The sequence below is a fragment of the Paracoccus sp. KR1-242 genome, from assembly GCF_049446195.1.
Classification (GTDB): domain Bacteria; phylum Pseudomonadota; class Alphaproteobacteria; order Rhodobacterales; family Rhodobacteraceae; genus Paracoccus; species Paracoccus broussonetiae.
Genome location: NZ_JBMSED010000009.1, coordinates 31,351 through 53,893, shown reverse-complemented (window position 1 = coordinate 53,893; position 22,543 = coordinate 31,351). Strand labels below are relative to the sequence as shown.

Genomic DNA, 22,543 nt, shown 5'->3' with positions numbered 1-22,543 from the left:
CGGACAGACCGACGGATGGACCCATGTCACCCATTGATCCCAGAAGACCGATCGAGTTCACGCGCGGCATTACCAGCTGCGACGCCCCCGACCATACGCGCGCCGCCGTGCACGCGTTCCTGGTCGGCCAAATGGCTTGCTACCTCTGCGACCATCGCATCGACCTCACCAATCGTTCCGCCGCCCGCAGTGCCCTTCAGGGTCATGGTTTCGGCGAGAACAGCGTCACCTTCCTGCTGGACCGCGCCATCGCCGAAGCCTCGCGATCGAAAATGGCCGTTGCCGATCTTGGTGGCCGCCATGTTTGACACGATCAGCCTGGCCAAGCCCACCCGATCTTTCCATGAGACCGTCCGCGCCCAGCTTTGCGCCGGTGCCAAGGTCAAGACCATCGCGCGCCAGCACGGCGTGCCGGTCGTCACCATTCGCTTCATTGCCGCCGCGCTGTCCGTGATGGGAGCGCTGCCCGATCCGGTGCAGGCGCGCATCGAGGCGGGCAAGCAATGACCCCCGCCCCGACGATCGAGAAGCTGAGCCCGCGCGACCGTCGCGCTTGGCTCAAGGCGCGTGGTCAGGACGTGACCGCCTCGGTCGTCGGGGCGCTTTTCGGCGTCCATGATTTCCAGACGTCCTATGGCCTGTGGTGCCTGAAGAGGGGACTGACCCGAGAGGATCCGACCGAGACAGCGCCAATGCGGCGCGGGCGTCTGTTGGAACCGGTCGCGGTCCAGATGATCCGCGAGGATCGGCCCGACTGGGACGTGCATCACAACTCGGCCAACGAATATTGGCGTGACCCGGCCGCCCGGCTCGGCGCGACGCCCGACACCATCGTACAGTGCCCGCGCCGCGGCCTTGGAACCGTCCAGATCAAGACCGTACAGGAATCGGTCTATCGCCGCAAATGGCTGGACGAGGAAGGCAACCCCGAAGCGCCGCTATGGATCGCGCTTCAGGCCACGCTGGAAGCGCATTTGATCGGCGCGCGGTGGGCTGCTATCGCGCCCCTGGTGGTCGGTCATGGCATCGAATGCCCGCTGATCCCGATCGACCTGATGCCTGGCGTCGTCGATGCGATCTATCAGCGCGCGGCTGAGTTCTGGGCTTCTATCGATGCCGACGAGCCGCCGCCTGCCGATTACGAGCGAGACGCCGGCCTGATCGAGGCGATGCATGCCTATGGCGATCCCGCCGAAGAGATTGATCTTTCCGCCGACAACCGAATCCCCGAGCTGCTCTCTGAGGTAGCCGCCGCGAAGGCCGATCGAAAGGCAGCGGACGTGCGAAAGGCAGCAGCAGAGGCCGAGATAAAGGCCAAGCTCGGGGACGCTGTGGTGGCCCATATCGGCCAAGGCCGGCGGATTACGTGGCGGCTGCGCAAGCGCGCCGCGATCACCACACCCGCGACCAGCTTCCGGGTGCTGAACCTTCCCGACCCCAACTAGGAGGCGTGACTGCCCATGAACGCGATCATCCCCGCGCGAAGATCGGTCGTTGACCAGATCTTCGGCGACAATAAGGCACCTCTGACTGAGGTTTTGACCGCCGATTTCACCGAACTGCAGGGCGAGATTGCCGACCTGCTGAACAACGCTGCGGACTTGCCCGCCCGCGTAGAGAGCGACGCGGATCAGGCCAAGGTCGGCAATTGGATCATCGACGCCAAGGACCTGACGCACAAGATCGAGGTCCAGCGCACGACCGAGGGCAAGCCGATCCTCGACGCGCAGCGCGGGATCAATGCCTTCTTCAAGGCGGTGGCCCAGCCCATCAGCGAAACGATGGATGCCCATCAGCGCGAGGCCGACGACTATGTCCGCCGGAAGGCGGCCGAGGAACGCGCAAGGCGCGAGCGCGAGGCTGAAGAGCTACGCCGCAAAGAGGAAGAAGAGCGTCGTCGGCTTGAGACCCTGAAGCGCCCGGATGCTATCGCCCGCGCGGAAGGAAAGGCCGAGGCGCTGGCATCGGAAGCCGAGGCCGCCGAAGAACGGGCGCTCGCCAGCAACGCGGACCTGACCCGGATGCGCGCCGAAGGAGTGACGGGCAGCGCGCGGACGGCCTGGACCTGGGAATTCACCGACAAGGACGCGGCCTATAACAGCCTCGGCCCGCTCGGCCCCTTCTTCACCGAGTCTGCCGTCTCGACCGCAATCAACTCCATGGTTCGCGCCCACAAAGGCCGCACCAGACTTCCCGGCATCCGGGTCTTCGAACAGGCCTCCGCGTCCTTCCGTCGCTGACGCCACCGGCGCGGGCCGGTGCGCGGCCCGCTTGCCCCTTCTCCCACCACCACAGATCCGCGCCCGGGAGGCGCAACCATCATGAACAGACCGACCTTTCTGGTGTTCGACACCGAAACCACGGGGTTGCCGCCTCGCGCACCCCGCGGCACGCCGCCGATCGCGGCCGACGATCCGCGTCAGCCGCGCATGGCCTCCTTCGCGGCGATCGTTGCAGATCAGCACGGCCGCGAAATCACCCGCCACAAGCACTATGTGCACCCGGATGGCTGGAGCATCGACGGAACCGGGGCGGGAAAGATCAACGGCCTGACCGATGAGTTCCTCCGCCGGAACGGTGTCGAAGTGTCGGAAGTGCTGGAGTTCTATTCCCAGCAGATCGGCAATGGCCTGATCGCCGTCGCCTTCAACAAGGTGTTCGACCTGAAGATCATGCGGGGCGAACTGCGCCGGGCCGGGCTGCCCGACCTGTTCGAACAGACCAAGGCGATCTGCTGCATGAACGCGCTCGATCCCTACGCGGCCGAGGGCTTGTGCATGTCGCGGCCGGGCTCGGTGAAGCTGCCCGTCGCTTGCGAGTTCTTCGGCATCCCCTTGGAGAACGCCCACGACGCGATGGCCGACGCCGAAGGCGCAAGGGCGATCCTCGAAATCCTGATCAGGGATAGGCGCTGCCCCGAACCTAGCGTCACCTATTCGAAATACCGGGCGGCGTGATGGCCAGCACGATCGAAGCCCACATCGAAGAGTGCCGGCAGGTCCAAGACCTGCTGGCCGAGGGATCGCAGCTGGCGCTGGGTTCGCGCGAGATGCTGCGCGAGGTCCGCATCACCCTCGAAACCCTCCGGGAATACCAGCACCCCCAGGTGCGCATGGAGCTTCCCTCCCATCTCCGCGTCGATGACGCGCGCGAAGACACCGCCGCTGGCTGCGTCGATCGGCAGATCGCGGCGATCAATGCACTGCTGGGCGACCGTCCAGTGACGGCTACCCCCGAAGAAGGAACCGAAGCATGAGCAACGTTGCAAAATTCGATCCGCAGACGGGCGAGGTCATGTCGACCGACCTCGCATCGTTCGAGGCGGACAACGTGCCTCTGGCCGTGAAGCTGGCGAAGGTCGAACTGGACCAGGCGATCAGCACGGCCAAGGCCTATCCGCGCAGCCTGACCCGCGTGCGGGACAATGTCAGCGCGCTGGTGATGCTGGACGAGGAGACCGCCAAGGAATGCGTCTATGCGCTTCCGCGCGGGGGCAAGCCGATCAAGGGGCCGTCGGTCCGGTTCGCCGAAATCGTCGCTTCTCAGTATGGCAACTGCAAGGTCGGCTCGCGCGTGGTCGATGTCGACCGATTCGAGAAGTTCGTCGAAGCCGAGGGCGTGTTCATCGACCTCGAAACGGGGATGCAGCGCACCGCGCGGATCCGCCGGAAGATCAGCGACAAGACCGGACGCATCTACAACGACGACATGATCGTGGTCACCGGGAACGCCGCCTGCGCGATTGCACTGCGCGAGGCGATCCTGAAGGGCGTCCCCAAGGCCCTCTGGCGCCGAGCCTACGACGAGGCCGAAGGTGTGATTGCAGGTGACATCAAGACGCTTGCCGAGCGGCGCGATGGCGCAATCAAGGCCTTTGCCACCTGGGGCGTTACGCCCGATCAGATCTACGCATCGCTGGAGATCGAGGGGATGGACGAGATCGGCCTTGATGAGATCGGCACCCTGATGGCGATGTTCAAAGGCATCAAGGCGGGTGAACAGCAGGTCGAGGACTTCTTCCCGGCGAAGGCCAAAGCCGCTGACGCGGTCGAGGCCGCGAAGGGAACATCGGGGAAGCTCGCGCAGATCGCTGACGGCGCAAAGGCGAAAGACAAGGAAGCGCAGAAAGAAGCCGATCACAAGGCGGCCGAGGCGAACCGGGAAGACGACCGGGTCCGGCAAGAGATGCAGGACAAACGCGACGCTAAGAAGAACGCGGATACCAAGCCCACCGACGATGCCACAGCCGAAACCGGGGCGACCGAGGCTGACCAGAAGTCCGATCAGCAGGATGAAGGCGGGGTCGAGGACAAGACGACCTCCGAGGAAGCCGAAGGGCAGGGTGACGCTGATTCGGCGGAAGTCGAGAAGGCCCGCAGCCGTGGTATCCGTGCCGGTGGACGCGGCCAGCGCGAAGACTCTATGCCGCCCGACGTGAAGAGGCATCCGCAGATGCGCGAGGCGTGGCTCGCTGGACTGGCTGAAGGCAGCAAGCCCGGGGACTGAAAAAGAAAGGCCGGGTTTAGCCCGGCCTTTTCACTCGAATTATAGGAGCATGAAATGGCTTTGCAGAACGATCCGATTTTTGTCCGTCCCGCGCGCGCCGTTCAGGCATTCGGCGTGCATCGCTCGACCCTCTACCGGTGGGCAAAAGATGGACACATCAAGATCTACAAGCGCGGAGGAGCGACCTTCGTGAAGGTCAGCGAGGTCACCAAGTTCATTATGGGCTTGGGGGACTAGCTGGGGGGCTTGGGTTCGATTTCGGAAATAATTCAACAAAATCAAGATTAATTGGTGCCGGTTATAGGAATCGAACCCACGACCTTCTGATTACAAATCAGCTGCTCTACCTGCTGAGCTAAACCGGCATCAGGTTTCAGTTAGCCGTTGGCGGGCGGCGGTGCAAGGGGTCGCTGCCGGCTCTCAGCGAGCGATTTTTCCATGCTTCGCGATCCGTGCTTGCAATCCTTGGGGAAAGCGACTATCTGGCGCGCACTTCACAGGTGGGGTCGGGCCTTCGAGGGGAGAAATCCTTCGCAGGTCCACCGGTTGGGGCATCCGTCGGGATCCCTGAAAACCCCGCCAAGGCGCAAACCGGAAAGGACCTTGATATGGCGCTTCCTGAATTCTCCATGCGTCAGCTGCTTGAAGCTGGCGTTCACTACGGCCACCAGACCCAACGCTGGAACCCCCGTATGGCCGAGTTCATCTATGGTGAACGTAACGGCATCCACATTTTCGACCTGACCCAGACCGTCCCGATGCTGGACGCCGCTCTGCAGGCCGTCCGCGACACCGTCGCGAAAGGTGGCCGGGTTCTGTTCGTCGGCACCAAGCGCCAGGCCCAGAAAGCCATCGCTGAAGCCGCCGAGAAATCGGCCCAGTACTACATGAACCACCGCTGGCTGGGTGGCACGCTGACCAACTGGAAAACCGTTTCCCAGTCGATCCAGCGCCTGAAAGCCATCGATGAGACCATGGCGGGTGGCGCTGACGGCCTGACCAAGAAAGAGCGTCTCCAGATGGAACGCGAGCAGGCCAAGCTTCAGGCTTCGCTGGGCGGTATCCGCGAAATGGGCGGCCTGCCGGACCTGCTGTTCGTCATCGACGTGAACAAGGAAGACCTGGCCATCGCCGAAGCGAAGAAACTGGGCATCCCGGTTGTCGCCATCGTCGATACCAACTGCTCGCCCAAAGGCGTTGACTATGTCATCCCGGGCAACGACGACGCCGCCCGCGCCATCGCTCTTTACTGCGACCTGGCCTCGCGCGCTGCGCTGGACGGCATGACCGCCCAGATGGGTGCTGCCGGTGTCGATCTCGGCGCGCTGGAAGCCAGCATCGCCGAAGAGCTGGAAGGCGAAGTCGAAGCACCTGCCGCCGAAGCCTGAGCCGGTGACCGGGCGTCCGCCGCGCGGACGCCTGAACGGGTTTCACGGAACATTCATCAGGCGGGGATAAGCCCCGCCTGACGCGTTGAGAGAACAAGGAGACATCGGATGGCTATCACCGCTGCGATGGTGAAAGAGCTGCGCGAAACGACCGGCGCAGGCATGATGGACGCCAAGAAGGCGCTGACCGAAACCGACGGCGACATGGAAGCCGCGGTTGACTGGCTGCGCACCAAGGGCCTGGCGAAAGCCGCCAAGAAGGCCGACCGCGTCGCCGCCGAGGGCCTGGTGGGCGTCTCTGTCGCCGCTGGCCGGGGTGTCGCCGTCGAGGTGAACTCGGAAACCGACTTTGTCGCCAAGAACGCCGACTTCCAGTCGCTGGTGCGCGAGATCACCAACGTCGCTCTGGAAACCGCCACCGACGTCGAAGTGCTGAAAGCCACGCATCTGAACGGCAAGCCCGTTTCGGAAGTCGTGACCGACGCCATCGCCCGCATCGGCGAGAACCTGACCCTGCGCCGTCTGCACGTTCTGGAAGGCGACACCGTTGTGTCCTATGTCCACAACGCCGCGACCGAAGGCATGGGCAAGATCGGCGTGCTGGTCGCGCTGAAAGGCGATGCCGAGAAGGCGCAGGCAATCGGCAAGCAATTCGCGATGCATATCGCGGCGACGAGCCCGGTCTCGCTGTCGGAAGCGACGCTTGACCCGGCGCTTCTGGCCCGCGAACTGGAAGTCCAGACCGCGAAGGCGCTGGAAGAAAACGCCTCTTCTGCCAAGCCCAAGCCCGAGGCCGTGATCCAGAACAACATCATTCCGGGCCGGATGAAGAAGTTCGTCGCCGAGAACACGCTGCTGGGCCAACCCTTCGTGGTGAACCCCGACCTGACCGTCGAGCAGGCTGCGAAAGATGCCGGCGTCGAAATCACCGGCTATGCCCGCGTGATGGTCGGCGAAGGCATCGAGAAGAAAGAAGAGGACTTTGCGGCCGAGGTCGCCAAGACCCGCGGCGGCAACTGATCCGTCCGATCTTTACAGATCTGGAAACGCCGGTCCCTTGGGCCGGCGTTTTCCTTTGGGCGCCATGCTTTTGCGCCTTGACCGGCGGGGCTCGCGACGGTTAGCCCGCGCATGAAAAGCCGCTCGGATCAAGGATGCCCGACATGCCATTCACCATCGCCATCGACGGTCCTGCCGCCTCGGGGAAGGGGACGATCGCGCGCGCCCTTGCTGATCGCTTTGGCTTTGCCCACCTGGATACGGGCCTGCTTTACCGTGCCGTGGGCGCGCTAGGCGGCGATCCTATCGTGGCCGCACGCGGGTTGAGCGCGGGCGACCTTCAGCGCGACGATCTGCGCACGGCGGCGGCCGGGCAGGCGGCAAGCCGCGTCGCGGCCATCCCCGAGGTGCGGGCTGCATTGGTCGATTTTCAGCGCAGGTATGCCCGGACCGAACCCGGCGCCGTGCTGGACGGACGGGATATCGGCACGGTGATCTGCCCCGATGCCGAACTGAAGCTTTACATCACCGCCTCGGATGAGATCAGGGCGCGGCGGCGGGCGCTGGAACTGGGCGCGGATGAGTCCGTCATCCTGGGTGAGTTGCGCGAACGCGACGCCCGGGACGCCGCGCGCGATGTCGCCCCGATGCGGCCGGCCGATGATGCGGTCCTGATCGACACCTCGGCGCTTTCGATCGACGAGGCGGTGGAATTGGCCGTCGGGTTGGCGCAAAAGGCGGGGGCCTGAAGGAGCGGGCAGGGGAAAATGCCGGCTCGGCGTTCGCCCCTCTGGCCCGGAAAGCCTTGCCAGCCTGTGGATTAATCGCTATATCGCCCGCGTTGGGACAAGAGATGGGGCCATGACAGGCCATGTCACTCAGGGGTCGGGCCTTTGCCGCGACCCTTTGTGCTTATCCCGACGCCCAGAACAAGACCGGCGGAGACAACCGCCAGGCCAGAAAACCACGCAAAGGAAACTAGATTTATATGTGCGCTAAAGCGACCATGGAGGAATTCGAGGCCCTCCTGAACGAAAGCCTCGAAATCGACACTCCGGACGAAGGTTCGGTCGTCAAGGGCAAGGTCATCGCCATCGAGGCGGGCCAGGCCATCATCGATGTCGGCTACAAGATGGAAGGCCGCGTCGATCTGAAAGAATTCGCAAATCCCGGCGAAGCCCCGAACATCTCGGTCGGCGACGAAGTCGAGGTCTATCTGGACCGCGTCGAGAACGCCCGTGGCGAAGCCTCGATCTCGCGCGAGAAAGCTCGCCGCGAAGAAGCCTGGGATCGTCTGGAAAAAGCCTACGCTGCTGAAGAGCGCGTCGAAGGCGCCATCTTCGGTCGCGTCAAGGGCGGCTTCACCGTCGACCTGGGCGGCGCTGTTGCCTTCCTTCCGGGTTCGCAAGTCGACGTCCGCCCGGTGCGCGACGCCGGCCCGCTGATGGGTCTGAAGCAGCCGTTCCAGATCCTGAAAATGGACCGCCGCCGTGGCAACATCGTCGTGTCGCGCCGCGCAATCCTGGAAGAAAGCCGCGCCGAACAGCGCGCCGAAGTCATCGCCAACCTGACCGAAGGTCAGACGGTCGAGGGCGTGGTCAAGAACATCACCGAATACGGTGCGTTCGTTGACCTGGGCGGTGTCGACGGCCTGCTGCACGTCACCGACATGGCCTGGCGCCGCGTCAACCACCCGTCCGAGATCCTGTCGATCGGCGAGACCGTCAAGGTCCAGGTCGTCAAGATCAACAAGGAAACCCACCGCATCAGCCTGGGCATGAAGCAGCTTCAGGCCGATCCGTGGGATACCGTCGCCAACAAGTTCCCGATTGGCTCGGTCCATGCTGGCCGCGTGACCAACATCACCGACTACGGCGCGTTCGTCGAGCTGGAAGCCGGTGTCGAAGGTCTGGTCCACGTTTCGGAAATGTCCTGGACCAAGAAGAACGTCCATCCCGGCAAGATCGTCTCGACCTCGCAAGAGGTTGACGTCATGGTCCTGGAAATCGACGAAGCCAAACGCCGCGTTTCGCTGGGTCTCAAGCAGACCATGCGCAACCCGTGGGAAGTCTTCGCCGAGACCCATCCGGTCGGCACCGTCATCGAAGGCGAAGTCAAGAACATCACCGAATTCGGTCTGTTCGTTGGCCTGGACGGCGATATCGACGGCATGGTTCACCTGTCGGACATCTCGTGGGATACCCGTGGCGAAGACGCCATCCAGGACTTCCGCAAGGGCGACGTGGTGAAAGCCGTTGTTCAGGAAGTCGACGTCGAGAAAGAGCGTATCTCGCTCTCGATCAAGGCTCTGGAAAACGACGCCATCGCTGAAGCCGTCGAAGGCGTGAAGCGTGGTTCGGTCATCACCGTCACCGTGACGGCGATCGAAGATGGTGGCATCGAGGTCGAATACAACGGCATGAAGTCCTTCATCCGTCGTTCGGACCTGGCCCGCGACCGTCAGGACCAGCGCCCCGAGCGCTTCCAGATCGGTGACCATGTCGACGTCCGCGTCACCAACATCGACACCAAGACCCGCCGTCTGGGCCTGTCGATCAAGGCACGCGAAATCGCCGAAGAGCGTGAAGCCGTCGAACAGTTCGGCTCGTCCGACTCGGGCGCTTCGCTGGGCGACATCCTGGGCGCCGCGCTGAAGAACAAGGGCTGATCGCCTTTTGTGACAGTCAAGGACGCCTCCGGCCGGTCGGTCGGGGGCGTTTTTCATGCGAGATCCCGCCGAAGTTCGTGATCTCTTTAAAAAATCCGGCAACCTTTTTGGGGCGCGGCACGTTCTGGCATTGAAAGAAACGGGCGCTGATCTAAGATCGTTTGCGCAGGTAGTTGTTGGGCCCTTGCCAAAATCGGGAACCGAGATGATCCGATCCGAACTGATCCAGAAGATTTCAGAAGAGAATCCCCACCTGTTCCAGCGCGATGTCGAGCGGATCGTCAACACCGTGTTCGAAGAGATCATCGGCGCGATGGCGCGGGGTGACCGGGTCGAACTTCGCGGGTTCGGCGCCTTCTCGGTCAAGCAGCGCGACGCCCGACAGGGCAGGAATCCGCGCACCGGAGAGTCTGTCAGCGTCGATCAGAAGCATGTTCCCTTCTTCAAGACCGGGAAGCTGCTGCGCGAACGGTTGAACGACGGCGACGAATAGTCCAGATTGGCGGCCTGTTCGACTCTGGGGTAAGCATGCGCGCGATCCGGCTGTTTTTCATCGTCCTTCTTGCGGCGGTTCTGATCCTTGTAGCCTTGGCCAATCGCGGTGCGATGACGGTCAGCCTGCTTCCTGAAAACCTGACGCGCTTCACGGGCGGGCAGTGGTCGGTGACGATGCCCGCTTTCCTTGCGCTTTTCCTGGCGATGGTCTTTGGACTGCTGATCGGCTTGGTCTGGGAATGGATGCGCGAATCCAGCCAGCGCGCCGAGGCCAAGGCCCGTGCCCGCGAACTGGCGCGGCTTGAGCGTGAGGTGGGCGACCTTCGTCGCACCCATGCAAAGCCCAGGGACGAAGTCCTGGCGATCCTCGACGACGCCTCTGCGCGCCCGGCCTCGGGTGCCGGCGGCGCCAGCGTTCCGGCTCTGCGCTAAGCCATGTCGGTTTCGGTCAAGATCTGCGGCTTGAATGACCCGCAGGCCGTCGATGCGGCGATCAAGGCAGGCGCGCGCTACCTTGGTTTCGTGTTCTTCCCCAAGTCTCCCCGTCATGTGACGCCGCTTCAGGCGGCGTCCCTGGTGGCCGATGTGCCGCTCGGCATTGCGCGGGTGGGACTGTTCGTGAATCCCGATGATGCCACGCTGGAAAGCACGCTGGCCACCGTGCCGCTGGACGTGATCCAACTTCACGGCTCCGAAACGCCGCAGCGCGTGACTGAGGTCAAGGCACTGACCGGGCTGCCGGTGATGAAGGCGGTCGGCGTGGCCGAGCCCGAGGATCTTGAGGCTGTCTGGGACTACGGCCTCGTCGCCGACATGCTTCTGATCGACGCCAAGGCGCCCAAGGATGCGGCGTTGCCTGGCGGGAACGGATTAGCCTTCGACTGGCGGATTCTGGCAGGCCGTCAGATCCTGAAGCCCTGGCTGTTGGCCGGGGGGCTGACGCCGGACAATGTCGCCCAGGCGATCCGCCTGACCCGTGCGCAGGGGGTCGATGTGTCCTCGGGCGTGGAAAGCGCACCGGGCGTCAAGGACGCGGAAAAGATCCGCAACTTCATCGCACGCGCGACCGCGCCGATCCTGTGACCGTCAACTTTCGCCCCGCCAGTCGCGACGATGTGGCGGCCGTCGTAGCCCTGCTGGCTGATGACATGCTGGGCAAGGGCCGCGAGGGAACGGAACTTGCCCCCTACCTGGCCGCGTTCGACTCGATGCAGGGTGAGGGTGCGAACCTTCTGGTCGTCGGGACGGTCGGTGATACCGTCGTCGCCTGCTACCAGATCACCTTCATCTCGGGCCTGTCGCTGACCGCCGCGCGCCGCGCCCAGATCGAGGGGGTGCGCGTCGCCGGTCATCTGCGCGGCCAGCGCATCGGCGAGGCGCTGATCGCGGATGCCGAGGCGCGGGCGCGGGCGGCGGGCTGCACGCTGATGCAGTTCACGACCAACAAAAGTCGCGCCCAAGCCCATCGCTTCTATGACAGGCTCGGCTTTACCCCTTCCCATATCGGTTATAAGAAATCCCTCTGACGGGCTTTCACCGTTTCACAAATACCCAATCGCGACCGCGCACGAGGAGAGCCATGGCCGAGGACCTGATCAACAGCTTCATGAACGGCCCGGACGAACAGGGACGTTTCGGCATTTTCGGCGGACGTTTCGTCAGCGAGACGCTGATGCCGCTGATCCTTGCGCTTGAGGCCGAATACGACCGCGCCAAGTCCGACCCCGGTTTCTGGGCCGAGATGAACGACTTGTGGAAACACTATGTCGGTCGTCCCAGCCCGCTATATTTCGCGCCCCGCCTGACCGAAGAACTGGGTGGCGCGAAAATCTATCTGAAGCGCGAAGAGCTGAACCATACGGGCAGCCACAAGATCAACAACGTGCTGGGCCAGATCCTGCTGGCGCGCCGCATGGGCAAGACCCGCATCATCGCGGAAACCGGTGCTGGCCAGCACGGGGTCGCGACCGCGACCGTCTGTGCGCGCTTCGGGCTGAAATGCGTGGTCTACATGGGCGCGCATGATGTCGAGCGTCAGGCCCCGAACGTCTTCCGCATGCGCCTGCTGGGGGCCGAGGTCGTCCCCGTCACGTCGGGCCGCGGCACGCTGAAGGACGCGATGAACGACGCGCTGCGCGACTGGGTGACCAACGTGCGCGACACCTTCTATTGCATCGGCACGGTCGCGGGACCGCATCCCTATCCGGCTATGGTCCGCGACTTCCAATGCATCATCGGGCGCGAAACCCGCTGGCAGCTTGCCGAGCAGGAGGGTGAAGGCCGTCTGCCCGACAGCGTGATCGCCGCGATCGGCGGCGGGTCGAACGCGATGGGGCTGTTTCACCCGTTCCTTGACGATGCCTCGGTCCGCATCATCGGTGTCGAGGCCGGCGGGAAGGGTGTCGACGAACGGATGATGCATTGCGCCAGCCTGACCGGTGGGCGTCCGGGTGTGCTGCACGGCAACCGGACCTATCTGCTGCAGGATGGCGAAGGCCAGATCCTTGAGGGGCATTCGATCAGCGCGGGCCTCGACTATCCCGGCATCGGTCCAGAGCACGCCTGGCTGAAGGAACAGGGCCGCGCCGAATATGTCAGCGTCACCGACGAAGAGGCGCTTGCGGCCTTCCAGGTCCTGTGCCGGACCGAAGGCATCATCCCCGCGCTGGAACCCAGCCACGCTCTGGCCCATGTCATCAAGATCGCGCCGGACCTGCCGCGCGACCATATCATGGTGATGAACCTGTCGGGCCGGGGCGACAAGGACATCTTCGCGGTCGCGAAGCACCTTGATTTCGACATGAAGATCTGACGCGCAATCACCGCGCGACACAAGCGATGACGAGGACGCGACTGGCGGCAACCGCCGGTCGCGTCCTTGCGTTTCTGGGGCATGATCCACTCTGGCTCAGGAGGCCAAGATGTTCATGAATCCCCTGAAAATCGCATTGATCGCTGCGCTGCCGCTGTTGGCTGCGGGACCGGCGATGGCATCGACATCCGCCCGGACCGCAACCGTGTCGGTGATACGGGACTATTCGGTGAAACAGCCGGCGACTGCCACTGACCATGCCCTGACCGACCAGTTGCAGCGGCAAGGCTTTCAGGATGTAGGCCTGATGCGGGACGGCAACCAGATCCAGGTTTCCGGCACGCGTCATGGCGAGGAACTGACCCTGCTTTATGACGGCATGCATGGTCGCTTGACCCATGTGAACGGCCAGCCCGCCCTCATGCAGCAGATGCAACAGGACGCCCAGACAGGTCGTGGTTCGCCCGGCGACGACAGATGAACAAGAAAGGGCCGGGCCGGGATTTTCCCGGCCTCTGGCTTTCGGAAATACGCTATTTCCCCGCAGCGCGCGCTTCGGCCACCAACTCGGCCAGATCCTCGCGCGGCAGCGCGCCGAAGACGGCGCGATCCCCCGCAACGAAGCTTGGCGTACCAACCAGCCCGATCTGATCGGCAAGCTCCAGTGACTTTTCGATCTGGGCGGTAATCTCGGGTGCCTGCATGTCGCGTTCCAGCCGCGCGACGTCCAGCCCGATATCCCGTGCGATCCGCAGAACCGACGCCTTTTCGGCCTTGCCCTTCATTCCCATCATCGCGCGGTGAAATTCGGGATACTTGCCTTGGTTTCGCGCTGCCAGCGCCGCCATCGCGGCATAGCGCGATCCTTCGCCAAAGATCGGGATCTCATGGACCACAAGTTTGATCCCCGGGTCAGATTCCAGCAATGCGGCGACGTCGGGTGCCGCCTTGCGGCAAAAGCCGCAATTATAGTCAGAAAACTCGACAAGCGTGACATCGCCACTCGGATTGCCCATGACCGGAGAAGCCGGATCGTCGAAGACCGCGGCCTTGATCGCCGCAACCTCGGCTTCTGAAAATTCCTGCGCCTGCGCGGGGAACAGCGGCAGGGCGCAGAACAGCGCGGTGACGAGAGCGACAAGGCTGCGACGCATGGGATGCTCCTGCGGAGTGTTCTATCCTGAAAGCCAGCTTGCTTGGCCTTGGTCAAGCATCTCTACATGACATTTGCGTGGGAGGGGGGCGATGACCCTGGACCTGTTCGGCGAAAGACGCGACGAGGCGATCGGGCCGGGGGCAATGATCCTGCGCGGATTTGCCCCGGGCGACGCATTGTTGGACGGGGTCGAACAGGTCGCGCGGCTTTCGCCCTTTCGTCACATGTTGACGCCCGGCGGACGCCAGATCGGGGTCGAGATGACGAATTGCGGTCCGCTTGGCTGGGTCAGCGACAGGCGCGGTTATCGCTATGAGGCAGTCGATCCGGCGACGGGCAGTCCCTGGCCCGCCATGCCCACGGACTTTGCGGCGCTGGCCAAGGCGGCCGCGGCGCAGGCCGGTTTTGCGGGCTTCCACCCCGACGCATGCCTGGTAAACCGCTATGCGCCGGGGGTGAAGATGGGGCTGCACCAGGACAGGGACGAGGCCGGTTTCGATGCGCCCATCGTCTCGGTCTCGCTGGGATTGCCCGCGACCTTCCAGTTCGGTGGGACGGACCGGAAGGATCCGATCGTCCGTCACGCCGTGGCTCATGGCGATGTCGTCGTCTGGGGCGGTCCATCGCGATTGGCTTGGCATGGCATCCTGACCCTGAAGCCGGGCGAGCATCCGCAATTGGGGCGCTGCCGGATCAACCTGACCTTCCGGCAGGCAGGTCAGAGGTAGCGTCCGCCGCGCTGAAGCACCTCTATCTGATAGCCGTCAGGATCGGCGATGAAGAAGAAGCGTGCAATTACGTCGCCTCCCGGCGCGAAATCTACGATCTTGCGCGGGGAAAGACCGGATTCCGACAGGCGGGCATGTTCCGCTGCGACATCGGCCACCGACACGGCAAGGTGCCCATAGCCGTCGCCAAGGTCATAGGGTTCGGTCCGATCCTTGTTAACGGTCAACTCCAGCTCGAACTCGGTTTCGGGGTTGGACAGGTAGATCAGCGTGAAGCTGTCGAAGTCCAGCCGCTGGGCAACCTTCAGGCCAAAGGCGGTGTCATAGAATGCAAGCGATCGCGCCTCGTCCAACACGCGGATCATCGAGTGAATTGCCTTGGCCATCATCGTCTCCTGTCAGCTCGGGCGCAATCTAACGTCAGGCGGAGGAATGCAAAAGGTGGGTTGATGGGGTAGGTGGCAGCGAGCGAGGCGAAGGGGGATTGCCCTCAGGATCGCCTTCGACCTCAGCTACGCGATGGTCGAAAGTGTGGCGGTTGGTATCTGACCTGCCACGGGGTTCTTCCTCCACCGTCGATTAGATTCCGCCCTAACTTGAGGACGGACAATGAAGCGAACGAGATTCACAGACGAGCAGATCATCGGGAGGTCGGCCGAGCATGAGGCCTGCGCGATATACGCTGATCTGCCGCAGGCACGGTATGTCGGAAGGTATCTTCTACAATTGGAAGGCCAAGCTTGGCGGCATGACGGTGTCGGAGGCAAAGCGGCTGAAGACACTGGAGGACGAGTACGCCAAACTCAAGAGGCTTCTGGCCGACAGGTGCCGGAACTGGCAGCAATGAAATAGCTGGTTTCGAAAAAGTTGTAGGGCAGATGAAGCGCGAAGTGGTTGAGTATCTTCGGGGCGGAGTGGCCTGTCGGAACGGTGGGCCTGTCACATCGTGGGCGCAGATCGAACGATTGTCAGCGGCAACGGCACGGAACTGACCAGTAACGCGACCCTGCAGTGATGTTCCGAGCACCGGTTCGAATGGCAAACATCGCCCCGGGAAAGCGCACGCAGAGCGGTTTGTCGAAAGCTTCAATGGTCGGATGCGCGTCAATCTGGCTTATCTCCTCAGTTGCCTGGAGCAAGGGTCGGTTCAGTGCTGTACATCGAACCCTTCGACCGGGCTGGCGTCCTTCCGCCGGACCGGGTCGCCGGCCGGCTGAGGGCAGCGCGCATTGCGGCGCGATCTGGCTATCGGCAACAGGCTTTGGGTCGGACCGGTGCGCCATGTCACTCTCATGGCCGAGCCCGGGTCAAGGGCGGTCCGTGCCCAACGGTTTTGAAAGCGCGGCCTCCCCGAATTTCAGCCGCGATGCAGCAATCTGGCTCAGACCCGCTGCGTTAATTACTGTAAATTACCTCCCGATGCGAGCCAGGCTACCGCCAAATGTGGCATCCTGACGAGGAGCCGGTTGTCCGGAGGCTAACAGCATTTCCTGACAAATTCGGTGCAAGGAGCAACAGGATATGACCCAATCCGACCCCAAAGCCGCCGTCCCGACTGCGGAGGAGCTGCGTCTGCTGCATCTGCAAAAGGAAATGGAGGAAATGGAGCGCCGCGCCAAGCTTCTCGACGCCGAGCGTCAGGAGCGTGCCCGTGCTGCCGAGGAGTTCCTCAAGGGTGAGATCACCGAGCGTGAGCGCGAACTGATCCGCCGCCTTGTCATGAACGCGGTCGAGAAGGGCCTGTTCGAGGTCATGGTTTACAGTTTCCCCTCGAAGCTTTGCACCGATAAGGGCCGGGCCATCAACAACGCCGAACGCGATTGGCCCGAGACGCTGCAAGGCAAGGCAAGGGACGTCTATGACCGGTTCAAGGCAAATCTGCAGCCCAAGGGCTACAAGCTGAAAGCCATGATCATAAACTTTCCCGATGGCATGCCCGGAGACGTCGGTCTTTACCTGGATTGGGCACCGAAGGCGGTCTGATTGCGGCTTGGGATACTTGCATGCAGGCGAAGCATCGCACAGCAGAGCATCCGGCCAGAAGGGCAGGGCAATCGCCTGCCTTTCATCGTCTGAGCAGGATTGAGTGGCGAGGTCTCAGTGAATGGTAGGCGTCCCACCCAGATTGTCGCCAGAAAACCGGAAGAAAGCCGGACCATCTGCCTGGCTCCGCGTTTTGCCAAGCCTGCAAGGCTATCGACCGGGATGGCTGACCTCTGACGTTTCAGCCGGGCTGGCCATTGCCGCTGTGGGCATTCCCAGCGCCATCGCCTATCCGGCAATTGCCGGGTTGCCCCCTGAGACCGGGATCTATGCCAGCATCGGGTCGGTGATCGGTTATGCGCTGCTCGGCCCCTCGCGTCGGCTGATTGTTGGGCCGGATGCTGCGACCATGGCCGTCATGGCGGCGGTCCTGGCCACAGTGCTGCAGCAAATGCCGGGGTTGCAGCAGGCCGATCTTGTCGGCGCAGCATCGCTTCTGTCGATTGGCGTCGGTCTTATCTGCTTTGCAGCCAGTGCATTGAAGCTGGGTAATATCGCAAGCCTGCTTTCACGGCCCATCCTCGCCGGGTTCTTCATCGGCGTGGCGATCTCGATCATCATCGGCCAGATCGGCCGTGTGACCGGGCTCAAGATTGAATCCGACGGGTTGGTCGGGCCATTGACCGAGTTGATACAGAAGGCGGACAGCATCCACTGGCCTTCGCTTCTGCTTGCCCTCATCATGTTCGTGATCCTGCAATTTGTCAGGATGCGACCGGTGGGCATACCCGGCCCGGTGATTGTCGTCGTCCTGTCCGGACTGCTGTCCGCAATCTTCGATTTCGAGGCCAAGGGGATCAGGATCGTCGGAAATCTGCCGACAGGACTACCGTCCATCGGTTTCCCGATTCATTCAGGGTTGCCCTTTGATGATCTGATGTTGGGCGCGGCTGCGATTTTTGTCGTCAGCTTCGGCGCTGGCATCATAACGGCGCGAAGCTTTGCCGCCCGAACCGGCGAGGACGTGGACCCCAATGCCGAACTGCGCGGTTTTGGCGCAGCAAACATCGTGTCCGGCCTTCTGGGCGGATTTCCGGTCACTTCATCGGATTCCAGAACGGCAGTGAACCTCTCGGTCGGAGGCAAGACCCAGCTTGCCGGGCTGGCGGCCGCGATAGTGCTGGCCATCGCTGTCGCCTTCTTTGCCGGCTATCTGCGGATCCTGCCGATCCCTGCGCTGGGGGCGATCCTGATTGCCGCGGCGCTGAGCGTGATCGACCTCGACGGCTTGCGGCAGATTTGGCGCATCAGCCGGGTCGAGTTCGGCTTTGCCCTGATCGCCATGGCTGGTGCCATCAGTTTTGGCGTGTTGCAAGGGGTCGTCGTGGCGATCATCGCAACCTTTGTCTATGTGATCCTCAAGGAGATCCAGCCAAGGGTGGCACTGCTGGGGAGGATCCCCGGACGGCTGGGGTTTTACAAGCTGCACCGCTCAGCCGACGTGCAGCCTGTTCCTGGGCTTCTGATCTGCTTTGTTCAGGGCAATCTATTGTTTTTCAACACAGATCACGTCGACGATCAGCTTCGTGAGATGATTGCCGAACACTCCCCCGACACACGCTGGCTGATCATTGACGCTTCGGCGATAACTCAGATCGACAGCACCGCGATTGCCATGCTTGAGGAGCTGCATCGGGATCTTGAGGGGCTTGGTATCCGGATGGGACTGAGCGAGGTGCAATCAAGCGTTTGGACGCTGCTTGAGCGCTGCCAATTTAGCTCAAGGCTTGGTCCGACGATGATATTTGACGATTTGGATGATGCATTGCGCGCCTTCAGGGCCGCGACGCCCGAAGCGGCTGACGCAAGGAATGGACCAGCGCCGGAGTAACCGGCAAGACAGGAGAAGGACATGGGCATGAAGAAGGATATCCCCGTCGAAGCAACGTCGACGGATCAGGGTTCCAAGCTTGATCGCAAGACCTATGAGAAGGAGATCGCCCGCCTTCAGGTCGAGCTTGCCCATCTGCAGGCCTGGGTCAAGCACAGCGGGGCGCGCATCGTGGTGATCTTCGAAGGTCGCGATGCGGCAGGCAAGGGTGGCTTGATCAAGCGCATCACGGAAAAGGTCAGTCCGCGGGTGTTCCGTGTCGTGGCCCTGCCGGCGCCGAGCGATCGCGAAAAATCGCAGATATTCATGCAGCGCTATATCAGCCAGCTTCCCGCCGCTGGGGAAATCGTGATTTTCGACCGAAGCTGGTACAATCGCCCTGGCGTCGAGCGAGTGATGGGCTTTACCCCTGAAGCCAAGGTCAAGAACTTCCTGAAAGGCCTGCCTCAACTGGAAGCCTGGCTGGTCGGGTCGGGGGTGATCCTGCTGAAGTACTTCCTCGATGTCTCGGAGGAAGAACAGGAGCGACGCTTCCGTCAGCGCGTCGAGGACCCCGTGCGGCAATGGAAACTCAGCCCGATGGATGTTGAATCCTACCGTCGCTGGTGGGATTACACTGCGGCATATTCCGAGATGATCCGCATGACCGACACCGAGCAGGCACCGTGGTGGGTTATCGATTCAAGCGACAAGAAACGCGCAAGGATCAATGCAATCACACATCTTCTGGCGTCCATCCCCTATAAGAGGGTCAAGTTCAAGAAGCCCGAATTTGGAAAGCGACAGGAGCGGCCGAAAGGCTTCGACAAGGATATCCATTTTCGCAATGTCGTGCCAAACGTGACATGACGCCATGCAGGCCCAACAGGCATGGGCGCCTGCTTGGGTTGGGCTTGAAGCGCCAGTTCCGACCATGACGTGGCGCATTTCGACGTCGCAACATTGGTGTCCCGCCTCATAGGCCACGGTCTTGACCGAATGCGCGCCAGACATGCCGACAATCTGACACGGTTCCGAAGTTGTCCGGCTGGCAACCACGATCACGTCGTCACGCTTCTTGCCGGGGCATGGGATATCGCTCCGCCACGCTTCTTCATCAGCCCGAGACCCCGTAAGAGTTTCGCTATCCGCTGCTGCAAGGGCCTTGTTGCGATAGCGCTTGGCTAGCGTCACTTCCGTACCGAACCAGTCCAGCGGCACGAAAGCCTCCGCAGCACCTCCGAAGGGAAACCCCAGTTCGACTGCCATCAACGTCGAGGTCATAGGCTGACCATTGGGAAGCCCATCCTGGAAACGGGTTTTTCCACCAGTATGATTCATGGAAATCGGGCAGAAAAATGCTCTAGTAAGTACCCTTTGCGCAGATCTCATGGGGCAATTTTTGCGCATCCGAGGCTTGTCAGTAAATACACCGATCATCTGCCGTTTTATCGTCAGGCCCAGATCTACAGCCGCCGAGGCGACGACCCACGGCAACCACCCCTCAGCCCGACTTGCCATCCGGTTGGAACGCTCCGCCGCGATCCTCACCCGTGCCGACGCTTGGCTAGGCCACCACCGCGTCCGCGCTTCCGTCAAGTCGCCATTTGGAGAGGCGTTGGCCCATATCGCCAAATATCGCGACGGCCTCAGCCGCTTCCTGACCGATGGCCACGACAAAATGGACAGCGACACCGTCGAGCGCACGATGGCAGCAACGCTTGCCGCCATCGTCAGAGGCCATAAACGGAGCCATATCGATGATCTGCCGTGGCACTCTACGCCGCCACCCTGTGTTCGGGACGCCGCTTACTCCGAGACCGAGTCTTTGATCAGTGCGCGGCCTAACGTTTAGACTCGGAGCAGGGGCAATAAAGGGTCGGAATATAATCAGAGTTGACGGCGTTGCTCCCTCAACGACAGCGCGAAATCGAACAGTGCGATATCTTGCTTCAGCGTGTTTCGGAGAACGGAAAGTTCTGCTTCCGTTGCACCCTCGGATGCCAAGAAGTCGTTGTTCTTGACGGAGCTGACGTTTCGCGTTTCGAACCCATCCGTGCTCCATCCAAGAGCAGCAGCGCAATCTTGGATGGCCTTGTCGAACTCGTGGAAGAATCCGAAGTAGCCCAGTTGCGCAAGCATCTTTTTGGCAGCAGCCAACATGTCATCGTCACATTCACGGACCCGATCAACTCCAGCGAGCAGCTGGGTCGCCTTGCTGACGGCGGAATAGTAAAACTCGCCTGGAGTGGTGGCGGCGCAGTAGTCGCCGAAACTGACCTCCCCGCTGGCAAAGGCCTCGTGCGCCGGATGGCCAGGAAAGTCGTGCTTAATGAACTTGTACTCCGAGATTGCCCGCTCGACCGGATCCCGAAGGAAAGTGAAGTAGTTGCAGGGACGATCCGTAAAATGGTGAACCACGGTTGGAATGTGCCCATACACCACCTGACAGTCCTTTAGCTTCCTTGTGCGCTCAGGCTCAAGTGCTTCAGACATCCCGACTCCCTGAGGGCGGTAAACGGGAAGGCTGCGGTCTTCCGCGTAGTTGGCCTCAATCAGTGAGCGGATGGAGCTTCCAGCGGCTTTGGGCACGTGGATGAATACGTCAATTTTCTCGGTCATGTCGCTCAGTTGATTTGATTGGCGGTGGGACCATGCGAGCTTACCTGTGCGGTGTCAACGCAGGTCCAGACACGTACACCCTCAGCGCGATGACCAATGTGGCCTGCCCATGGTTCACGACCTCAGTTTGGCCATTACAAGCTTTTGATTGCGGGGGTGATCCCACTCGCGGATGAAGTCGATCGTCCACGGCAGGCCGCGCCCGATGTGGGTCAGGTCGTCTTCGCAAAGGTGGAAGGGGTCCTTATGCGGGTAGGTGGTGATGGGGCCGCGAGACTGCTTTGAGGGGCCATCCGGGGCAGTTCCGGGCTCGGCCTCAAACACGGTGAACAAGAAAATGGCCGACCCTTCTAGATGGTTCGCCAGACGCGCAAGACAGTGGCGTAGGTGGTTGAGGGGCAGATGAGTAAATACTGACTGAGCAATGATGTAATCGAAGCGACGAGGCACGCCCTCGAAGGTAAACTCGGCATCCTGTACGAGGTTGCTACGCGGCAGCCGTTCTTGCAGGCCGAGGGGAATGATTTCTTTCTGATATCCAGCATCCATCAGGGCTTCGACAAGGTCGGTGGCCCAGTAGTTGCCGGGATTTAAATAGGGAACAGCCTTGGTCCCGAGGCGCAAGCTGCCGCACCCGATGTCGAGAAGCTTGTGTTCCGGCTTCAGCCCATGCTTCTGGAGAATGTCCAGCTGCAGTTCGCCCATCTCCTCCCACATGCCACCGATAATTGCGCGATGCTGGCCGTCAGTCGCGAGCTTATTGATCTGCTTATCGTTGTAGTAAACGGAATGCATTTTGCCCTCGTTCGGCAGTCTCGGTCCGTCGATTAACGCAGGCTGGATCCACCATTGCAATGCGGTCAGCGAGTGAAAGCGAGGAGGGCATCGCCACAAACATCCAGCGAAGTGATGATCAACGAACATCTTCCTTGCTGGATGCACGCTTGGAAGATCGCGTTTTGTATCTGCCGTTTTCCAGTTGCGCGCTTGGAAGGCACGCTTTCGACTGCCAGAGCGATCCTATGGGATGGGTGAGCCGAAGACGGATGGCAGCTTTTGCGTGATGCGCGCGCGCTGTGTCGCAAGCACTTCCCTCCACTTTCCTTCTCAGAACCAACGCACGGCCACCTCGCTGTGCGCTGCTTAAGTGACCGCTTTTCCGATTTCGCGGCGACCGCCATGCCGCGGTGCCGTCAGTTGGCTCTTCCCTTCAGGTCGATCGAAGCTCTTGGCATAGAGGTTGGGAGGCAAGCGCAGCGAACGGGGGGGTTGTCCGCACCGCAGCCGCTCATCTTCTCGAAATGCCGCGCCCCGTG

Annotated in this window: 26 protein-coding genes, 1 tRNA gene and 2 pseudogenes; 24 read left to right on the top strand and 5 right to left on the bottom strand. The window is 62.0% G+C overall.

Annotation, left to right across the window (positions count from 1 at the left end; genetic code table 11):
• Nucleotides 1-23: 23 nt before the first annotated feature.
• The 8 genes from ACO2Q4_RS14190 to ACO2Q4_RS14155 are packed head-to-tail and all read left to right on the top strand — an operon-like array spanning nt 24 to nt 4,743.
• The gene (locus ACO2Q4_RS14190) at nt 24-308 is read left to right on the top strand and encodes a hypothetical protein (RefSeq protein WP_423320010.1); all 285 of its coding nucleotides are present in this window, start codon (nt 24-26) and stop codon (nt 306-308) included.
• Nucleotides 301-507, top strand: a complete 207-nt coding sequence (locus ACO2Q4_RS14185; RefSeq protein WP_423320009.1) for a hypothetical protein — start codon at nt 301-303, stop codon at nt 505-507. Before ACO2Q4_RS14190 ends, ACO2Q4_RS14185 begins: the two co-directional genes overlap by 8 nt.
• Nucleotides 504-1,445 (top strand): YqaJ viral recombinase family protein, encoded by a 942-nt coding sequence (locus ACO2Q4_RS14180; protein ID WP_423320007.1) that lies wholly within the window; start codon nt 504-506, stop codon nt 1,443-1,445. The genes ACO2Q4_RS14185 and ACO2Q4_RS14180 overlap by 4 nt, the downstream gene beginning before the upstream one ends.
• Nucleotides 1,446-1,460: 15 nt before the next feature.
• Entirely contained in the window at nt 1,461-2,240 is a 780-nt protein-coding gene (locus ACO2Q4_RS14175; RefSeq protein WP_423320005.1) for a hypothetical protein, read from the top strand.
• 18 nt (nt 2,241-2,258) lie between these two features.
• Entirely contained in the window at nt 2,259-2,957 is a 699-nt protein-coding gene (locus ACO2Q4_RS14170; protein WP_423320003.1) for an exonuclease domain-containing protein, read from the top strand.
• Nucleotides 2,957-3,256 carry a hypothetical protein gene (locus tag ACO2Q4_RS14165; protein WP_423320001.1) on the top strand — a complete coding sequence of 100 codons (300 nt, stop codon included), beginning with the start codon at nt 2,957-2,959 and terminating at the stop codon, nt 3,254-3,256. Before ACO2Q4_RS14170 ends, ACO2Q4_RS14165 begins: the two co-directional genes overlap by 1 nt.
• Nucleotides 3,253-4,506, top strand: coding sequence for a hypothetical protein (locus tag ACO2Q4_RS14160; RefSeq protein ID WP_423319999.1), 1,254 nt, complete (start codon nt 3,253-3,255; stop codon nt 4,504-4,506). The genes ACO2Q4_RS14165 and ACO2Q4_RS14160 overlap by 4 nt, the downstream gene beginning before the upstream one ends.
• 54 nt (nt 4,507-4,560) lie before the next feature.
• Nucleotides 4,561-4,743, top strand: a complete 183-nt coding sequence (locus ACO2Q4_RS14155) for a helix-turn-helix domain-containing protein (RefSeq protein ID WP_423319997.1) — start codon at nt 4,561-4,563, stop codon at nt 4,741-4,743.
• 52 nt (nt 4,744-4,795) lie between these two features.
• Here ACO2Q4_RS14155 and ACO2Q4_RS14150 read toward each other — a convergent pair.
• A tRNA-Thr gene (locus ACO2Q4_RS14150) sits at nt 4,796-4,871 on the bottom strand.
• A 243-nt stretch (nt 4,872-5,114) separates the two neighbouring features.
• Between ACO2Q4_RS14150 and rpsB the strand changes: the two genes are divergently transcribed.
• The 10 genes from rpsB (at nt 5,115) to ACO2Q4_RS14100 (ending at nt 13,349) form a co-directional block, all read left to right on the top strand.
• Nucleotides 5,115-5,894: a 30S ribosomal protein S2 gene (rpsB, locus tag ACO2Q4_RS14145; RefSeq protein WP_311760816.1), complete on the top strand. Its 780-nt coding sequence runs from the start codon at nt 5,115-5,117 to the stop codon at nt 5,892-5,894.
• A gap of 108 nt (nt 5,895-6,002) precedes the next feature.
• Nucleotides 6,003-6,914, top strand: a complete 912-nt coding sequence (tsf, locus tag ACO2Q4_RS14140) for a translation elongation factor Ts (protein ID WP_311760817.1) — start codon at nt 6,003-6,005, stop codon at nt 6,912-6,914.
• 143 nt (nt 6,915-7,057) lie between these two features.
• Entirely contained in the window at nt 7,058-7,642 is a 585-nt protein-coding gene (locus tag ACO2Q4_RS14135; RefSeq protein ID WP_423319995.1) for a (d)CMP kinase, read from the top strand.
• Between the two features lie 239 nt (nt 7,643-7,881).
• Complete coding sequence (rpsA, locus tag ACO2Q4_RS14130; RefSeq protein ID WP_311760819.1) at nt 7,882-9,561, top strand: 30S ribosomal protein S1; 1,680 nt, start codon at nt 7,882-7,884, stop codon at nt 9,559-9,561.
• Nucleotides 9,562-9,766: 205 nt separating this feature from the next.
• Nucleotides 9,767-10,054: an integration host factor subunit beta gene (gene ihfB / locus ACO2Q4_RS14125; protein ID WP_311760855.1), complete on the top strand. Its 288-nt coding sequence runs from the start codon at nt 9,767-9,769 to the stop codon at nt 10,052-10,054.
• A gap of 35 nt (nt 10,055-10,089) precedes the next feature.
• Nucleotides 10,090-10,488 carry a LapA family protein gene (locus ACO2Q4_RS14120; RefSeq protein ID WP_311760820.1) on the top strand — a complete coding sequence of 133 codons (399 nt, stop codon included), beginning with the start codon at nt 10,090-10,092 and terminating at the stop codon, nt 10,486-10,488.
• A gap of 3 nt (nt 10,489-10,491) precedes the next feature.
• Nucleotides 10,492-11,139 (top strand): phosphoribosylanthranilate isomerase, encoded by a 648-nt coding sequence (locus ACO2Q4_RS14115; RefSeq protein ID WP_311760821.1) that lies wholly within the window; start codon nt 10,492-10,494, stop codon nt 11,137-11,139.
• Nucleotides 11,136-11,582: a GNAT family N-acetyltransferase gene (locus tag ACO2Q4_RS14110; protein WP_423319992.1), complete on the top strand. Its 447-nt coding sequence runs from the start codon at nt 11,136-11,138 to the stop codon at nt 11,580-11,582. Before ACO2Q4_RS14115 ends, ACO2Q4_RS14110 begins: the two co-directional genes overlap by 4 nt.
• A gap of 53 nt (nt 11,583-11,635) precedes the next feature.
• Nucleotides 11,636-12,868: a tryptophan synthase subunit beta gene (trpB, locus tag ACO2Q4_RS14105; protein WP_311760823.1), complete on the top strand. Its 1,233-nt coding sequence runs from the start codon at nt 11,636-11,638 to the stop codon at nt 12,866-12,868.
• A 109-nt stretch (nt 12,869-12,977) separates the two neighbouring features.
• A complete protein-coding gene (locus tag ACO2Q4_RS14100; RefSeq protein WP_423319990.1) occupies nt 12,978-13,349 on the top strand; it encodes a hypothetical protein in 372 nt (123 codons plus the stop codon).
• A 52-nt stretch (nt 13,350-13,401) separates the two neighbouring features.
• Here the strand turns inward: ACO2Q4_RS14100 and ACO2Q4_RS14095 are convergent, their stop codons facing one another.
• Nucleotides 13,402-14,022 carry a DsbA family protein gene (locus ACO2Q4_RS14095; RefSeq protein WP_423319988.1) on the bottom strand — a complete coding sequence of 207 codons (621 nt, stop codon included), beginning with the start codon at nt 14,020-14,022 and terminating at the stop codon, nt 13,402-13,404.
• 91 nt (nt 14,023-14,113) lie between these two features.
• On the opposite strand from ACO2Q4_RS14095, the gene alkB reads away from it, so the two are divergent.
• Nucleotides 14,114-14,752 (top strand): DNA oxidative demethylase AlkB, encoded by a 639-nt coding sequence (alkB, locus tag ACO2Q4_RS14090; protein WP_311760826.1) that lies wholly within the window; start codon nt 14,114-14,116, stop codon nt 14,750-14,752.
• Here the strand turns inward: alkB and ACO2Q4_RS14085 are convergent.
• Nucleotides 14,743-15,138, bottom strand: a complete 396-nt coding sequence (locus ACO2Q4_RS14085; RefSeq protein ID WP_423319986.1) for a VOC family protein — start codon at nt 15,136-15,138, stop codon at nt 14,743-14,745. The genes alkB and ACO2Q4_RS14085 overlap by 10 nt on opposite strands.
• A gap of 223 nt (nt 15,139-15,361) precedes the next feature.
• Here ACO2Q4_RS14085 and ACO2Q4_RS14080 point away from each other — a divergent pair.
• From ACO2Q4_RS14080 to ACO2Q4_RS14060, 5 genes and pseudogenes are all read left to right on the top strand, one after another.
• Nucleotides 15,362-15,575: pseudogene (locus tag ACO2Q4_RS14080) on the top strand (transposase); the annotation flags it as partial.
• Nucleotides 15,576-16,273: 698 nt separating this feature from the next.
• Entirely contained in the window at nt 16,274-16,735 is a 462-nt protein-coding gene (locus ACO2Q4_RS14075; RefSeq protein ID WP_311760828.1) for a hypothetical protein, read from the top strand.
• A gap of 142 nt (nt 16,736-16,877) precedes the next feature.
• Nucleotides 16,878-18,626, top strand: a complete 1,749-nt coding sequence (locus tag ACO2Q4_RS14070) for a SulP family inorganic anion transporter (RefSeq protein ID WP_423319982.1) — start codon at nt 16,878-16,880, stop codon at nt 18,624-18,626.
• A 27-nt stretch (nt 18,627-18,653) separates the two neighbouring features.
• Complete coding sequence (gene ppk2 / locus ACO2Q4_RS14065; protein WP_423319979.1) at nt 18,654-19,475, top strand: polyphosphate kinase 2; 822 nt, start codon at nt 18,654-18,656, stop codon at nt 19,473-19,475.
• A gap of 607 nt (nt 19,476-20,082) precedes the next feature.
• Nucleotides 20,083-20,382: pseudogene (locus tag ACO2Q4_RS14060) on the top strand (IS66 family transposase); the annotation flags it as partial.
• Between the two features lie 113 nt (nt 20,383-20,495).
• Here the strand turns inward: ACO2Q4_RS14060 and ACO2Q4_RS14055 are convergent.
• On the bottom strand, nt 20,496-21,227 hold the full coding sequence (locus ACO2Q4_RS14055) for a sulfotransferase family 2 domain-containing protein (protein WP_311760831.1): 732 nt from the start codon (nt 21,225-21,227) through the stop codon (nt 20,496-20,498).
• 114 nt (nt 21,228-21,341) lie between these two features.
• Complete coding sequence (locus ACO2Q4_RS14050; protein ID WP_423319974.1) at nt 21,342-22,022, bottom strand: methyltransferase; 681 nt, start codon at nt 22,020-22,022, stop codon at nt 21,342-21,344.
• Nucleotides 22,023-22,543: the final 521 nt, after the last annotated feature.